The sequence below is a fragment of the Vibrio sp. Vb1574 genome, from assembly GCF_033338675.1.
The window spans coordinates 39,555-54,211 of the sequence record NZ_JAWOTC010000032.1; the positions used below are offsets into that span (position 1 = coordinate 39,555).

The following is a 14,657-nucleotide window of genomic DNA, read 5'->3' on the forward strand; positions in this document are numbered from 1 at the left end:
GCATCCGATTGGATGCCTTTTTTCTTATTGGAAGAAGGTAAAACGGTTACGACCGAAGTTGGTGAATACTCTCTTCGATCGTCAGTTTCACTTCTGGATAAAGCAGAGTGAACAGTAGCCGTGCAAATTGCTGCGTTTTCTTCGTGTCACAGTTACCATCGTTATCGAGGTATTTTTGCTGTTTGAGCGTATTGAACATCGCGGTAAACACACCTTTATCGAAGAATTCTGGCGCATTAATACCGTGCAAACGCCCTAGGCGCTGAGCAATATCTTGGCTCTTCTGCTCTAGGTCCGATTTACCGAGTTCAGGGTAAGCAACAAGCAAGTTCATCGCGATAGAGTAGCGTTGCAGCGTTTCAGTTATCGTTCGACCTAACAGAACCAAAGGCTGGTTGTTCGATTGATTGATCTCTAGCTTATCACCATCAAGACTAATCATTTTCTGATCGGCAAATTCATGCAGTGTTTTAACGACCAATTCATCTAACTCGTCTTCTTGGTAACTTAAGAACAGCTCTTTCTTCAAGAATGGGTAGATTTGCGCGACATTCGCTTGAATCTTGGCTACCGAAAGGTTGCGCTGACGAATGAGCATTTGGGCAATTAATGACGGCAGAGCGAACAAGTGAATGATGTTGTTGCGATAGTAAGTCATCAGGATCGATTGGCTACGGTCCAGCGAAATGATGTCACCCATGCTATCGGTTTCAATCACGAACTTATCAAGCGAAATTGCATGATCGACCAACTCCTCAGCACTTTCGGTAGGGATAGTGGAGGTGCTTGAGTACGGGTTATTTTTGAGTAGCTTTAAGTAACACTCGATCTGATTGATCAGCGAGTCACGAGAAAGTGCACGTTGACGAGAAGCAAGCAGTGCGGTTGCACACAAGGTCAACGCGTTTGCTGCCGCCGCATCATTGATGTGCGTCATCATCTTATTAGCAAGGTCGTTGACCACAGGATTCATCCATTGTGGTTTGTTACCACCCATGCTGTCGATGTCTTTCGTCCACTCAGGAGCATGCTCGTTCAAGTATTGGTTGAGCTGAATTGGCTCACCGAAGTTCACATAGCCCAAACCAAAGTTACGCAGTTTACGCAGAGTACGCAGTACAAGCCCTGCGTTTTCTTTCTCTTTGCGTTTGCCACGCAGCTCTTTCGCGTAAGTGCCTACTTCCATTACGTGCTCGTAACCGATGTAGACCGGCACTAGTGTTACTGGGCGGTTTAGACCACGTAGCATTGCTTGGATGGTCATAGCCAGCATACCCGTTTTCGCTTGCAGTAAGCGACCTGTACGTGAACGACCACCCTCACTGAAGTACTCGACTGAATAGCCTTTGGCAAACAGCTCAGCTAGATACTCACGGAAAATGGTTGAGTACAGTTTGTTGCCTTTAAAACTACGACGAATAAAGAACGCCCCACCACGACGGAAAAGAGGACCGGCCGGGAAGAAGTTCAAGTTAATGCCTGCCGCAATGTGCGGAGGCACCATGCCTTCATGGTATAAAACATAAGACAAAAGCAGGTAGTCCATGTGACTACGGTGACAAGGAACGTACACAATTTCGTGGCCGTCTTGCGCTAAACGACGCACAGTCGAGGCGTTATTGATGTGCAAACCTTGGTATAGTTTTGTCCATAACCAACTCAGGATGCGGTCGCCGTTTTTCACCAGACTATAGGAGAAGTCGGCAGCGATTTCATCCATGATGTCGTGGGCTTCTTTACGTGCCTTATCAATCGAGATGTTTTTGCTCTTGGCTTCGTCAGCAATCGCCAGTTCAATAGCTGGAGACTTTAGTAAACGAGCAAACAACACTTGGCGTTGTGGCAGGTTTGGGCCTGAAGCAGCCAGTTTCTGGCGTGAGAAGTGGATACGCGCCACGCGAGCCAGTTTGTGCGCAATTGCGCTGTCGGTACCGTGGGAGTCTGCCATATAACGCAGAGATACCACGGGACTAAAGCGAACTAAGCAGTCGCGTCCCGCCGCCATTACCGCTTTGGCTTTTTGCGGACCATTCATCGGTTGAAGGTAAGGCTTTTGGTTCTCTTCTTTACCTGGCTTACGACCCCAAAGCACGGTTGCAGGGATCATTTGAACATCCAACTCACTATCCAGCTTGTGCAGTTCCAGTAAGTCAGTGAACAGAGAAACAGAATCGGTTGGGACATCATTATCGTTGTTCATCACAGTTGGACGCGCAGCGATAAAGACGAAACGGTTCAGCGTTTTGCCATTGATTTCCAGCGGGCTGAGCGGGTCGGGTAGACCAAGGCTCATGGCTTGTTTTTGCAGTGTCAGCAAATCCACGTTCGAGCGGAACGGCAGGGCATATACAATCGGTTTAGTTAGGTCGATGTTCAGATCTTCAATCGGGTTCGACGGGATTGCGGTGCCCTTTACCAGTACCGATAAAGGTAGTTTTAGTAATGAACGTGAAAATGATTGTCCAGAAGACATAAAGTTCACAGCCTCAATAGGTATTCAAACAGGCCTAACCTTATTTCAGTTTCCGCTTTGCATGTCTTCTCTATAAAAAGAGATGAGTACGGCAATAGAAATAAGCCTAGGCGATAAAATTTAAGCGCTGCAAGGATACCAGAAACTGGTCAAACCTTTTAATTTTATTGGCTGTAAATTAGTCGAACCCCTAAGTTATTGCTTTGACTTGATTAACTGAAAAGTCGGTGTTTTAAACGAATAAAGAATGAACTTAATTGGTAAGCTGAAAGCTCCCCACAAATAAATTAAAAAACAACCAATTGGGTTTTCATTTGAGCATTTACTGGATATACTCACAGTTAACTGTATAAAAAGACAGGTGAGACATGAAGCCGTTAACGCCACGCCAACAACAAGTCTTCGATTTGATTAAAAGTAAAATCGACGACACCGGAATGCCACCAACTCGTGCAGAGATTGCGCGTGAGCTTGGCTTCCGCTCTGCGAATGCCGCAGAGGAACACCTAAAAGCGCTTGCTCGTAAGCAAGCAATTGAAATTATTCCAGGCGCTTCTCGTGGGATTCGTATCCTGCTTGAAGACGCAGCCAATGATGAGCAGGGTTTGCCATTGATTGGTCAAGTTGCAGCGGGTGAGCCAATTCTGGCTCAAGAGCACGTAGAGGCGCACTACCAAGTCGATCCTGCGATGTTCAAACCGCAAGCGGATTTCTTACTTCGTGTAAATGGCGAGAGTATGAAAGACATCGGGATTATGGATGGCGATTTGCTCGCGGTGCATAAAACCCAAGACGTGAGAGACGGTCAAGTTGTCGTTGCGCGTGTTGATGATGATGTGACTGTGAAGCGTTTGGAGCGCAAAGGTTCAACCATATTACTGCATGCTGAGAATGAAGAGTTTGCCCCAATTCAAGTGGACTTAACGTCTCAGCACCTTACGATTGAAGGTTTAGCCGTTGGTATTATTCGTAATACCGATTGGATGTAAGTGTATTTAAGCAGCCCAGTTGATCTGGGCTGTTTTGTCTTTTCTCTTTTTCTACTTCCTCCAAAAGCTTGCTCATCATCTTAACCTTGTTTTTTTTGACCAATTTATAAGCTTGATAATGTAATTGATATTCATTATCATCTTTATTAATGTCTATGTTTTCTCTCTGGCGCAGGAAATGCCCATGTCTCAGTCTAAACATCAAGTTCCTAACCATTTATTAAAGCCACTGTTATTGCGTAGCCGTGAAAGCATGGTCGACAATGGCTTGGTGTACGATCCGATAGCTGCTAAAGCGTGTTTGAGCTGTAAGATGGCGCCGGACTGTTTGAGTGGTGATATTGCGCAGAAGCAATTGCTGCACGTGACGCTGACTCAGCTTTGTGACCAGCAGGTTAGTCACTTCTTACAGCAGTATCCCGATGCTTGGATAATCAATGTCGGAGCGGGGCTGGATACCCGCTTTTATCGTTTGGATAATGGACGCTGCCATTGGATAGAGTTGGATGTGACGGAAAATTTGGTATGGCGTCAGCGCTTGTTCCACAAAAATGAACGCTATGAACATCGCTGTGGCAGTGTGGATGAAATGTCGTGGCTAGAGACGTTAGCCATTCCAGAGCAAGCACCAGTACTCATTTTATGTGAAATGGCACTGCTCGATTGCACAGAGCGCCAAGTCGCGAAATTTATTCAAACCTTGGGTCGACATTTTGTTTCTGCTGAACTGTGTATGGTGCTGGCAGGAGATTTAACGGAAACCAAGTGGGGGCAAAAGCTTGGCTCTGATCGTTATGCTCATGGCTTTGAAGCGCCTGCAGCACAGATATTGCAATGGTTACCATGGGCACAATGGGTGAAAGCTTTCTCGCCATTCGATAGATTCTGTTCTCGTTGGAAAGCTTGGCAGCGTTGGCTTAATAAGATTCCAATGTTGAAGCATCGCCTCACGCCAGTCCTCGTTCACATCAAGTGGTAATTGGCTAGTCGTTAAGCGCTCAGGTACACTCGTCGATCTTACTGATGAGGTGCCTGTGACAAATTCAATCTTCTCTCCTTTATCTAACCCAAAAGTTCATCGCCAAGTCTTAGCTTTAGCGATACCTATGGTGCTGTCGAATATTACTGTTCCATTGCTCGGTTTGGTCGATGCTGCGGTGATTGGTCATCTAGACCACGCTTGGTATTTGGGTGGTGTTGCGTTGGGCAGCACCATGATCAGCGTGACGTTTTGGCTGCTTGGTTTTTTGCGTATGTCGACTACTGGGTTGGCGGCGCAGTCCTATGGGGGTGAAGACCGAAAGCAACTTGCCTTGGTGTTTATGCAAGGCTCACTTATGGCGCTGCTGTTTGCGTTAGTCTTCCTTATTGCCCATACCCCGATAGCTGATTTGATCTTTGGCTGGAGTGACGCCAGCGCAGAGGTAAAACACTACGGCATGCAATATTTCTCTATCCGTGTGTGGAGTGCCCCCGCAGCACTAATGAATTTTGTGTTGTTGGGGTGGCTGCTCGGAACGCAAAATTCCAAAGCACCAATGTGGATGGTGATCATCACCAATGTCACCAACATCGCTCTCGATTTGTTATTTGTGATGGGCTTAGGTTGGAAAGTTGAAGGTGCTGCGCTTGCATCCGTGATTGCTGATTACTCAGGCATGGCGTTTGGTTTGGTCTGCGTGTGGAAGACATGGCAAGCACGTCAGTTGCCGTCACCCAAGCAATTACTTGCTGACACTCAGCATGGGTTAGGGCGCTTCGTGAAATTGAATCGCGATATTTTCTTGCGCTCTTTGTGTCTGCAAGCGGCTTTTAGCTTTATGACGTTCCAAGGTGCGAGCTTTGGTGATGAGGTTGTCGCTGCAAATGCGGTTCTGATGAGCTTCCTGATGATTATCTCGTATGGCATGGATGGCTTTGCTTACGCAATCGAGGCCATGGTCGGGAAGGCGATTGGTGCCAAAGATAGGCAACAATTGAGTGCATCGCTTGTCGGCACTTTCTTTTGGAGTTTGGTTATTTGCTTAGGACTGACCGCGCTCTTTGGTTTGGCGGGATCGCAGTTGATCGCCATGATCACTTCAATTGAGGTGGTACAACAGCAAGCAGCGGTGTATCTACCTTGGCTGGTGGTGATGCCACTTGCGTCGATGTGGTGCTTTCTATTGGATGGCATTTTTGTCGGTGCAACCAAAGGCAAAGACATGCGCAATAGTATGTTTGTCGCGACCAGCAGTTTCTTCGTTGTCTTTTACTTATTCGCCGAGTGGGAAAATCACGCGCTGTGGTTTGCAATGATGAGCTTTATGTTGATGCGGGGTATTGGTTTAGGGGTTATCTTTCTCTACCAATGGCACAAGGATACCTTCCTAACACAATGTTGATATAAAAACAGCAGGTCCAAGCCTGCTGTTTTTCTGTCTGCTATCAAGAAGCATAGATTAGAACAAGCGGTTCAAACCATTCAACGCAGCGACACGATACGCTTCGGCCATTGTTGGATAGTTGAAGGTGGTATTGACGAAATACTCGATGGTATTCGCTGAGCCTTTTTGCTCCATAATGGCTTGACCGATGTGGATAATTTCCGCAGCACGTTCGCCAAAGCAGTGAATCCCTAAAATTTCTTTGGTTTCACGATGGAACAATATCTTCAAGCTGCCGATGTCTTTCCCTGCGATCTGTGCACGAGCTAGATGCTTGAACGAAGAGCGTCCTACTTCATACGGTACTTTCGCAGCTGTTAGCTCTTGCTCGGTTTTACCCACAGAGCTAATCTCTGGGATGGTGTAGATACCCGTTGGAATATCATCAATCAGGTAGTTTTCTGCCTGACCTTTCGTAATGGCTTGTGCGACAAATCGCCCTTGGTCATAAGCGGCGCTTGCAAGGCTAGGGTAACCGATGACATCGCCTACAGCGTAAATGTGTTCGATATCGGTTTGGTAGTTACGGTTTACTTTTAGTTGTCCGCGAGAGTCCGCTTCCAGACCCACTGCACCCAAATTCAACTTATCGGTGTTACCTGTTCGACCATTCGCATACAACAAGCAGTCTGCCTTCATCTTCTTGCCAGATTGTAGGTGAATAATCACGCCATCTTCTGTGCCTTCGATTTTTTCATAGGTCTCATCATTACGAATTACTACACCGCTGTTCCAGAAGTGGTAAGACAGCGCATCTGACACTTCGTTATCCAAAAACTCCAACAAGCGGTCGCGGGTATTGATAAGGTCGGTTTTCACTCCAAGGCCGCGGAAGATAGAAGCGTATTCACAACCGATAACGCCCGCACCGTAAATGATGATATGGCGAGGGTCGTGTTTCAGGCTCAAAATGGAATCACTGTCGTAGATGCGCTCATGCAAGAAATCTACGTCGTTAGGCTGATACGGGCGAGAACCCGTCGCGATGACAAACTTATCCGCAGAATAGATTTCTTCTGTACCGTCGCTTTGCATCACTGCAATTGAGTAGTTATCGATAAATCGCGCGGTTCCGAACAAAAGTGTGCATGAGTTACGGTCATAAAAGCCCTGACGAAGTCGAGTTTGCTTATCAATGACCGATTTAGCATGACCTAAAATGTCAGAAAATGTTGCATGAACGCTGGTGTTGTTTCGACAAAATAGCGGGTTGCTATTAAATTCGATGATGCGGCTAACGGCATGACGCAGTGCTTTTGATGGAATGGTACCCCAGTGAGTACAACCGCCGCCGACACTGCTTTCTTTCTCGACAATGGCAACATTCAGTCCCGCTTTGGTTAATCCCATTGCAGCCCCTTCTCCGCCAGGGCCACTACCGATTACGATCACGTCATAGTGATTAACATGCGCCATGATGCCTTCCTTGTTATATTTGCTTAACATTGCTTTAGCGCGATTTTAACTCATTTACTCTATTGGTACACGTAATGCCTGTTAGAGAGTGGAAGTGATCACGCAGAATCGACCAAAAGGGTGATTTGGTATGTTGTATGTCTATAAATTGCATCGAGAACATTGCAATTAGATGCATGCCAATAGTAACGTTCTCGGCGCTCAGAGCGAGCGAAGCAACATATCTTTCTCCGTAGGAGCAAATTGCGTTATATTGAGGCTCTTGTACCCTACAGAAAAAGAGCAAGTTAAGAATGAAATCGATGGGAATCCGCGCACAGCAAAAAGAGAAGACACGTCGATCATTGATCGATGCGGCATTTAGTCAGTTAAGTGCGGATCGCAGCTTTTCCAGCCTTAGCTTGCGAGAAGTCGCCCGAGAGGCAGGGATTGCACCGACTTCTTTTTACCGCCACTTCAAAGATATGGATGAGCTAGGCTTAACCATGGTCGATGAAGGCGGTTTGCTACTACGTCAACTGATGCGTCAGGCGCGTCAACGTATTGTGAAAGAAGGTAGCGTAATTCGTACCTCGGTCGAAACCTTTATGGAATTCATTGAAAGTAGTCCGAACGTTTTTCGTTTGTTGTTGCGTGAGCGCTCCGGCACTTCTGCTGAATTTCGTACCGCTGTTGCTCGAGAAATCCAGCATTTTGCGGCAGAATTAACCGAGTATTTAATGAGCACCGGCGTGACCAGAGAAGAGGCGTATACTCAAGCAGAAGCGTCTGTGACTTTGGTTTTCAGTTCGGGGGCTGAAGCTTTAGATTTAGATCGACGTGAGCGCGATGAACTCGCCGAGCGATTGATCATGCAATTGCGAATGATAGCCAAAGGGGCCTATTGGTATCGCAAAGAACGTGAACGTAACCGATTAAAAGGCGGGATAGAATAATGTCGAATGGAAATAAATCTGAAAAGAAAACGCTGATTTTGGCACTGGTTGCAGGTATGTGTGGTGATGCTTTGTTGTCATGGTTGACCATGAGTGAAGTATCGTTTTCAATCTTCCCATTGATTGCACTCGTACTGGCTGTACAAGCTCTTTACCAAGAGTACCTAAATAATCCGGTATCAGAAGATATCCCATTAGTTGGCTTGGCGTGTTTCTTCGTAGGTGCGTTTGGTCACTCTGCGTTTATTAAAGCGCAATACCCAGAAGCAGGCTCAAACTTCTTTGCGATCATGGTTTCAATGATTTTACTCGCATGGATTGGTAAGAAGCTAGGTTTTGTCAGCAAGAAGACTTCTGCGGAATAAGCAAAACGAATCAAATTAAAAAAAGCGAGCCATTGAGCTCGCTTTTTTTGTATTTGACGCGGTGGGTTACGCTTTGCGTTCCAATAGCACGCCCGCTTCCATGTGGTGGGTATAAGGGAATTGGTCAAACAGAGCAAAACGCGTTACGTTGTGTGTTTCGCATAGAGTGTCCAAGTTCTCTTTTAGAGTCTCAGGGTTACAAGAGATGTACATGATGCGCTCGTAACCTTGCACCATTTTACAAGTATCGACATCCATCCCAGCACGTGGTGGGTCGACAAAAATCGTATTGCAGTTGTAGCTCTTCAGATCTACACCTGCATCTTGTAGACGACGGAATTCACGCTTACCTTCGATCGCTTGAGTAAATTCCTCTGCTGATAGACGTAGGATTTGTACGTTATCAATCTTATTGGCAGCGATGTTGTACTGTGCAGATACCACAGATGGCTTCGCTAGCTCAGTTGCCAGTACGCGGTCGAAATTCTGTGCCAACGCCAGCGAGAAGTTACCGTTACCACAGTAAAGTTCTAGTAGGTCACCAGTGCTTTCTTGGGTACAGTCGACCGCCCATTCCAGCATCTTCTCTGCGACTTTGCCGTTCGGCTGAGTGAAGCTGTTCTCTACTTGTTGGTAGATGTAGCTTTGACCATTTACATCGAGCTTCTCGATCACGTAGTCGCGGTCTAGGACAATCTTCATCTTACGAGCACGACCAATGATGTTTAGATTGAAGCCTTCATCATTTAAACGCTGTTTAAGGGCTTTCGCGTTTTCAATCCACTCTTCATCAAGTTGGCGATGGTAAAGGAGTGAAACCAGAATCTCACCACTTAGCGTCGATAGGAAATCCACTTGGAACAGTTTACGACGTAGTGAGTCGTTGTCTTTCATCGCTTCAACCAATAGCGGCATCAAATCGTTGATCAGACGGCTGGCTGCTGGGAATTGGTCTACGCGGTATTTCTCACGAGTCTCTTGGTTGAACATGATGTAGTACAGGTCTTCACCTTCATGCCAAACACGGAACTCAGCACGCATACGGTAATGCTGCTCTGGTGATTCAAACACTTCCAGTTCTGGCACGTTGTATGGCGCGAACATATCAGTGAGACGTTCGACTTTTTCAGCCAGTTGTTCTTGGTAGCGTTGTGGGTTTACATCAAGAGTAGCCATGATCTTACCTTTTATGGTGCATTCAATTTAAGAGCGCAGATTTTATTCAATCTCAATAGGATGTCCAGTTTTGTACTGGAATTGATTTAAAGATAGTGCGTACAGGCAGAGTAGAAAGCAAAATCAATCAAAACGTTACAACTTCTAAGGGCAATATTGGCTGGACAAATAATCAATAGCTGAATAATATTTGCCTCAAGTTGGTGCTATCTAGCAATCTAGATGGCTGAAATGGGAATCTGGTGTGAATCCAGAACTGACGCGCAGCGGTAAAAGAGAACGAACGCTCATCAGACACTGCATTAGTTTATGTGGGAAGTCGAGCAAGTAGGCGGTACACCCGTGCTCTTGAGTCCGAATACCTGCCAACAACTGAGCCACAGCACTGGACTGTCATGATGACAGGGCTCGGAAGGAATTACGCGATTTAGGACAATACAATGAGAAAATCCGCACTGGCGATCACTTTGGCATCGCTGCTTTCACCTGTCTCTTATCTACAGGCCCAAGAAACCTCCACTGACGAAACCATCGTTGTTACTGCAAACCGTTTTGAGCAAGCCGAAAGCCGTACGTTGGCAGATGTCGAAGTAGTTACTCGACAAGACATCGATCGCATTCAAGCGAAAACCCTACCAGATGTATTGCGTCGCCTTACCGGAATTCAAGTTTCACAAAATGGTGGTCGTGGTCAGTTAGCGTCTTTATTTGTTCGTGGAACCAGTTCCGACCAAGTTTTAGTACTGGTTGATGGCGTACGTTTTGCACGAGCAGCGAAGGGCGCTGTGGACTTTAACCAAATCCCACTTACTTACGTTCAACGTATTGAGTACGTGCGTGGTGCGCGTGCGTCACTTTACGGCTCAGAAGCGATTGGTGGCGTGATCAATATCATCACCATTGCGCGTGCTGACGAAGAAGGAACGAAGTTAAGTGCGGGTTTAGGCAGCTTAGATTACCAGGAATTGAGTGTGGCATCTGGTATTAAAGTCACAGAGAGCGGCCAGCTAAATATCGCGCTTGGTAGTGAAAGTGATGATGGTTATAACGTTCGTCCTGTACTGGGAGTTAATGACGGCGATCGCCATGGCTTTGATACAAAGAATGGTCTGCTAGGTTACGTGCACAACTTCAATGACCAGTGGTCTGCATTTGGTAACCTACGTGCTTACGAAAATGTTTATCAATATGACAGCAGCTACGGCAGTCGCGGTTACTACGAAGCAGAAAAAGACGATCTTTCTGTCACTCTGGGCGGTAAGTATCAGTCTGATAATGTGATGTCAGAACTGCAAGTAACGGCACAGAAACAGAAGTCTTGGAACTATGAGCAAGCAAAAGGCAAACACTCAGGTACTGAAGATGAACTTGAGCAGCAAAATGTCCAGTGGACCAACAGTTACTTGCTAAACAACAATACGACGTTGGCTGGTGGTATTGATTGGCGCAACGAGTCTTATAAAGACAAGAGTGCGAATAAAACGTTTGATCGGACTAATGGCGCTCTGTTTGGTATGGCAACCACTAGTATTGATAAAGCAATGCTCGAGGGCAGTGCTCGCCTTGATGATAACGAAGAATACGGTAGTGAGTTCACTTACAGTTTAGCGGCTGGTTACCAGTTTGTACCAGAGTTTGGGGTTAAAGCCTCTTTTGGTACTGCGTTTAAGGCTCCAAACCTATATCAACAGTATGACCCAACATACGGTGAGAAAGATCTGAAGCCGGAAGAGTCAGATGCTTGGGAGCTAGCATTCAGCGGTGATGTCCAAGGCGTTTTTTGGTCCGTAACGGGTTATGACTATAAAATCACGAATCTTATCGATTACCATCCAACCACATACAAATATTTGAATGTCGATGGTGAAACACATATCCAAGGTGTGGAGCTTGTTGCTGAGTTTGATACAGGGATTGTGCAGCACCAGTTGAGTGCAGATTACAAAGATGCTGAAGACGATAAAGGGCATCAGTTGCAGCGCCGCGCTAAAGAAATGTATAAGTGGAATGCTTTAGTGAGCTTCGATAAAGTGGATTGGTCGGTTAGCTATCAGTACGTCGGTAAGCGTTCAGATGTGGATTACAGCACTTGGCCTTCACAAGATATTACGCTTTCTTCTTACTCGTTGGTTGATACGGCGGTGACTTACTATCCGAATGAGTCGACCTCTATTAGCGCTCGTATCGATAATCTACTTGATGAAGAGTATGAGATGGCAAAAGGTTACCCCGCTGCAGAGCGAGCGTACTATATCAACGTTGGCTACGAATTCTAATCGTGAATGAGCACAAACCGCCTTCGGGCGGTTTTTAATATTTTGTGGTGGAAAATCGAATGAAGAAACCCAAGCGAGTGGTGATCAGTTGGTCCAGTGGTAAAGATTCGACATTAACGCTTGAGCGCCTTAACGAGAATCCAAATTATCAAGTTGTCGGTTTGTACACGACTTACGTAGGGAAAGAAGTCCCTTTCCAAGCAACTCCGCTTGAAGTCGTACAAATGCAAGCAGACTTACTTGCGCTTCCGCTCATTACTATCGAGCTACCTGAAATCTTTCCAAGTAACGACATTTATCAATCGACCATCGTTAATGCATTACAAAGTAGTGGTCTGAACATAGAAGCTGTCGCATTTGGTGATATGTTTTGTAATGGCATTGCCGATTACCGACGCAGCTATATTGAACCTGTTGGCTGGGAATGCGTCTTTCCTCTATTAGGGGAGAGCAGCGAAAAACTAGCGATGGAAATCATAGAGCGTGGTATTCAAACGATGTTAATCACCATCGACGGAAGAGTTCTCCCTCCAGAATGGTGTGGTCGCTGGTATGACAAAGCCCTAATAGAGTCATTACCAAGTCAAATTGATCCCTGTGGGGAAAATGGTGAATTTCACACATTGGTCACGTCTTCGCCATCTTTTCAAGGACATATCGAGTTGACGAAGCGAGATGTAGAATCTGGAGATAGATTCAGCCGTCAAAGATACCATGCTAAAGCATTGCCAAAACAAATCTACGCAGTATGATCGCAACGTTTCTGTTCTTTAGGTAAGGCTCGTGCGAGTAGCAAGTAAGAAAAAAGTCCTAGTTTTTGACTCCGGTGTTGGTGGCCTTTCTGTATTCCAAGAGATACATCGCCTATTGCCCCAGCTAGACTACTTATACTTATTCGATAATCAGGCTTACCCTTATGGTGAACTCGATCAGGCTGTACTCATTTCACGAGTTAACCAACTGGTCTCTTCATTAGTCGAAGAACACCAAGTCGACATTGTTGTCATTGCTTGCAACACGGCGAGCACCATAGTGCTTCCTTCCTTACGCGAAAATTTATCGATTCCCGTTGTTGGTGTTGTCCCTGCGATTAAACCCGCATCGCTTTTAGCATCAAAAGGAGTAGGGCTGATCGCCACTCCGGCGACAGTAACACGCCAATATACTCACGAGTTAATACGGGACTTTGCGCAAGGTAAACCAGTTGAGCTGGTGGGATCAACTCGCTTGGTAGATATGGCCGAAGAGAAATTGCGGGGCAACAGCGTTTCTCTCGACGAACTGACAAATATCCTGCTTCCCCTTCGCGATAAAGTCGATGTTGCGGTGCTCGGTTGTACTCACTTCCCTTTAATCAAAGAGGAGATTCATCAAGCTTTGGGTGGGGACGTTACTTTAATTGATTCAGGCGCAGCGATTGCACGTCGAGTAAAAGCATTGCTATTAAGTGATGAAATTGAGGATACAGAAGAGGGAAGTAAGTCGATTTATGCCAGTGCAACTCCTTGGCAGGAAGATGCACTGAACATTTGTTTAAAGAAGCTAGGTTTTAATCCTGTTCAGGTTTACCACCATCCGGATGTTTAGGATCGTTCGCAATTCTCACTTTTAGCGTTCTCTCCATATATTCCTTTTCATTAAGTTTAGCGATAGCTGGCTTGGCATCTGCCGCAGCCATCACTACAAAACCAAACCCTCTTCTTTTTCCAGTACGCTTATCTTTCATTAAGCGTACCGCATAGACCTGTCCATATTCAGCAAACAAATCGCGAACATGACTCTCATTGGCCTTATAAGGAAGGTTGCCGACATACAGCGTTTTAGTTGAAGGATCAGGATCCGAAGATTGAAGAACAGGTGTTTTGCTAGAAAATGAAAAAAGAAAAGCAGTAGCGATAACACCAATGAGGAAGCTCAAGGCTGGTGGGATGATGAATTGAGAGAAGATGATTCCCCCAACGATGGCCAGCCCAACACATAAAATCAGATTTTTTTTAGACGTCATTTTAATTACTACACATAGTGATAAAGAGATCGATTGTCCATTAACAGAATAGACACATGAATCTTACGTATATGGTTGGTGTTTTTCCAACCAATTGCTGTGATATGTCTCAAATGTGACGAAGAAATATGCAAATATCGCACTTTTGGATAATTTGTGACCGGTTGGTTTTTTATTTGCAAAAAACGCTTGTACTAATTTCTCAACCCCCTATACTGCGCATCCACCGACACGGAGTGAGACGAAAGTCACACAGCGAGTCGAGAAGAGAGAAAAAAGAATTTGAAAAAAATGCTTGACTCTCTCACGGTGTGAAGTAAGATACGCCCCCCTAACGACGAGCAACTAAGTTGCTGAAAATGTTAGAAAAGCTCTTTAAAAATAAGAACCTATCAATCTGTGTGGGCACTCGTTGATGATAATCCAATTAGATACCTCGGTATCAAATTAGGTTTCAATGAAACGAAGTGACCATTGAATCTTCGGATTCAGCACAGTCAATTCAAACATTACTTATGTAATGTTCAGTATTCATTGAGCCGAACAAAATCTTAAATTGAAGAGTTTGATCATGGCTCAGATTGAACGCTGGCGGC

At 45.6% G+C, this 14,657-nt stretch carries 12 protein-coding genes and 1 riboswitch; of the genes, 8 read left to right on the top strand and 4 right to left on the bottom strand.

The window, feature by feature from the left end; genetic code table 11:
- Positions 1 to 46: 46 nt before the first annotated feature.
- Positions 47 to 2,473, bottom strand: coding sequence for a glycerol-3-phosphate 1-O-acyltransferase PlsB (gene plsB / locus R7O12_RS17405; RefSeq protein WP_033907264.1), 2,427 nt, complete (start codon positions 2,471 to 2,473; stop codon positions 47 to 49).
- A 368-nt stretch (positions 2,474 to 2,841) separates the two neighbouring features.
- Between plsB and lexA the strand changes: the two genes are divergently transcribed.
- The 3 genes from lexA (at position 2,842) to dinF (ending at position 5,846) form a co-directional block, all read left to right on the top strand.
- Positions 2,842 to 3,462, top strand: a complete 621-nt coding sequence (gene lexA / locus R7O12_RS17410; protein ID WP_005378682.1) for a transcriptional repressor LexA — start codon at positions 2,842 to 2,844, stop codon at positions 3,460 to 3,462.
- Positions 3,463 to 3,646: 184 nt separating this feature from the next.
- Positions 3,647 to 4,441: a class I SAM-dependent methyltransferase gene (locus R7O12_RS17415; RefSeq protein WP_005378679.1), complete on the top strand. Its 795-nt coding sequence runs from the start codon at positions 3,647 to 3,649 to the stop codon at positions 4,439 to 4,441.
- A gap of 55 nt (positions 4,442 to 4,496) precedes the next feature.
- Positions 4,497 to 5,846 carry an MATE family efflux transporter DinF gene (gene dinF, locus R7O12_RS17420; RefSeq protein ID WP_017821292.1) on the top strand — a complete coding sequence of 450 codons (1,350 nt, stop codon included), beginning with the start codon at positions 4,497 to 4,499 and terminating at the stop codon, positions 5,844 to 5,846.
- A 57-nt stretch (positions 5,847 to 5,903) separates the two neighbouring features.
- On the opposite strand, the gene sthA is transcribed toward dinF, so the two are convergent.
- On the bottom strand, positions 5,904 to 7,334 hold the full coding sequence (sthA, locus tag R7O12_RS17425) for a Si-specific NAD(P)(+) transhydrogenase (RefSeq protein WP_005389689.1): 1,431 nt from the start codon (positions 7,332 to 7,334) through the stop codon (positions 5,904 to 5,906).
- Between the two features lie 263 nt (positions 7,335 to 7,597).
- Between sthA and fabR the strand changes: the two genes are divergently transcribed.
- Together fabR and R7O12_RS17435 are read left to right on the top strand one after the other, a co-directional pair.
- Positions 7,598 to 8,239, top strand: coding sequence for an HTH-type transcriptional repressor FabR (gene fabR, locus R7O12_RS17430; RefSeq protein WP_005378632.1), 642 nt, complete (start codon positions 7,598 to 7,600; stop codon positions 8,237 to 8,239).
- Positions 8,239 to 8,604 carry a YijD family membrane protein gene (locus tag R7O12_RS17435; protein ID WP_005378634.1) on the top strand — a complete coding sequence of 122 codons (366 nt, stop codon included), beginning with the start codon at positions 8,239 to 8,241 and terminating at the stop codon, positions 8,602 to 8,604. Before fabR ends, R7O12_RS17435 begins: the two co-directional genes overlap by 1 nt.
- A gap of 66 nt (positions 8,605 to 8,670) precedes the next feature.
- On the opposite strand, the gene trmA is transcribed toward R7O12_RS17435, so the two are convergent.
- Positions 8,671 to 9,780 carry a tRNA (uridine(54)-C5)-methyltransferase TrmA gene (gene trmA, locus R7O12_RS17440; protein WP_017636070.1) on the bottom strand — a complete coding sequence of 370 codons (1,110 nt, stop codon included), beginning with the start codon at positions 9,778 to 9,780 and terminating at the stop codon, positions 8,671 to 8,673.
- A gap of 184 nt (positions 9,781 to 9,964) precedes the next feature.
- A riboswitch (cobalamin riboswitch) is annotated at positions 9,965 to 10,165 on the top strand.
- Between the two features lie 55 nt (positions 10,166 to 10,220).
- Between trmA and btuB the strand changes: the two genes are divergently transcribed.
- Genes btuB through murI form a run of 3 tightly spaced genes read left to right on the top strand, consistent with a single transcriptional unit; the run spans position 10,221 to position 13,643 of the window.
- Positions 10,221 to 12,056, top strand: a complete 1,836-nt coding sequence (gene btuB / locus R7O12_RS17445; protein ID WP_318105934.1) for a TonB-dependent vitamin B12 receptor — start codon at positions 10,221 to 10,223, stop codon at positions 12,054 to 12,056.
- 59 nt (positions 12,057 to 12,115) lie between these two features.
- Positions 12,116 to 12,808: an ATPase gene (locus tag R7O12_RS17450; RefSeq protein ID WP_318105931.1), complete on the top strand. Its 693-nt coding sequence runs from the start codon at positions 12,116 to 12,118 to the stop codon at positions 12,806 to 12,808.
- Between the two features lie 31 nt (positions 12,809 to 12,839).
- The gene (gene murI / locus R7O12_RS17455) at positions 12,840 to 13,643 is read left to right on the top strand and encodes a glutamate racemase (RefSeq protein WP_005389694.1); all 804 of its coding nucleotides are present in this window, start codon (positions 12,840 to 12,842) and stop codon (positions 13,641 to 13,643) included.
- Here the strand turns inward: murI and R7O12_RS17460 are convergent.
- The gene (locus R7O12_RS17460; protein WP_017636066.1) at positions 13,606 to 14,061 is read right to left on the bottom strand and encodes an RNA-binding protein; all 456 of its coding nucleotides are present in this window, start codon (positions 14,059 to 14,061) and stop codon (positions 13,606 to 13,608) included. The two genes, murI and R7O12_RS17460, sit on opposite strands and share 38 nt — an antisense overlap.
- Between the last annotated feature and the right edge of the window lie 596 nt (positions 14,062 to 14,657).

Coding starts and splice junctions, on each gene's coding strand:
- plsB (WP_033907264.1), bottom strand. CDS start 2,473: ATGTCTTCTGGACAATCATTTTCACGTTCATTACTAAAACTACCTTTA.
- lexA (WP_005378682.1), top strand. CDS start 2,842: ATGAAGCCGTTAACGCCACGCCAACAACAAGTCTTCGATTTGATTAAA.
- R7O12_RS17415 (WP_005378679.1), top strand. CDS start 3,647: ATGTCTCAGTCTAAACATCAAGTTCCTAACCATTTATTAAAGCCACTG.
- sthA (WP_005389689.1), bottom strand. CDS start 7,334: ATGTTAAGCAAATATAACAAGGAAGGCATCATGGCGCATGTTAATCAC.
- fabR (WP_005378632.1), top strand. CDS start 7,598: ATGAAATCGATGGGAATCCGCGCACAGCAAAAAGAGAAGACACGTCGA.
- R7O12_RS17435 (WP_005378634.1), top strand. CDS start 8,239: ATGTCGAATGGAAATAAATCTGAAAAGAAAACGCTGATTTTGGCACTG.
- trmA (WP_017636070.1), bottom strand. CDS start 9,780: ATGGCTACTCTTGATGTAAACCCACAACGCTACCAAGAACAACTGGCT.
- btuB (WP_318105934.1), top strand. CDS start 10,221: ATGAGAAAATCCGCACTGGCGATCACTTTGGCATCGCTGCTTTCACCT.
- R7O12_RS17450 (WP_318105931.1), top strand. CDS start 12,116: ATGAAGAAACCCAAGCGAGTGGTGATCAGTTGGTCCAGTGGTAAAGAT.
- R7O12_RS17460 (WP_017636066.1), bottom strand. CDS start 14,061: ATGACGTCTAAAAAAAATCTGATTTTATGTGTTGGGCTGGCCATCGTT.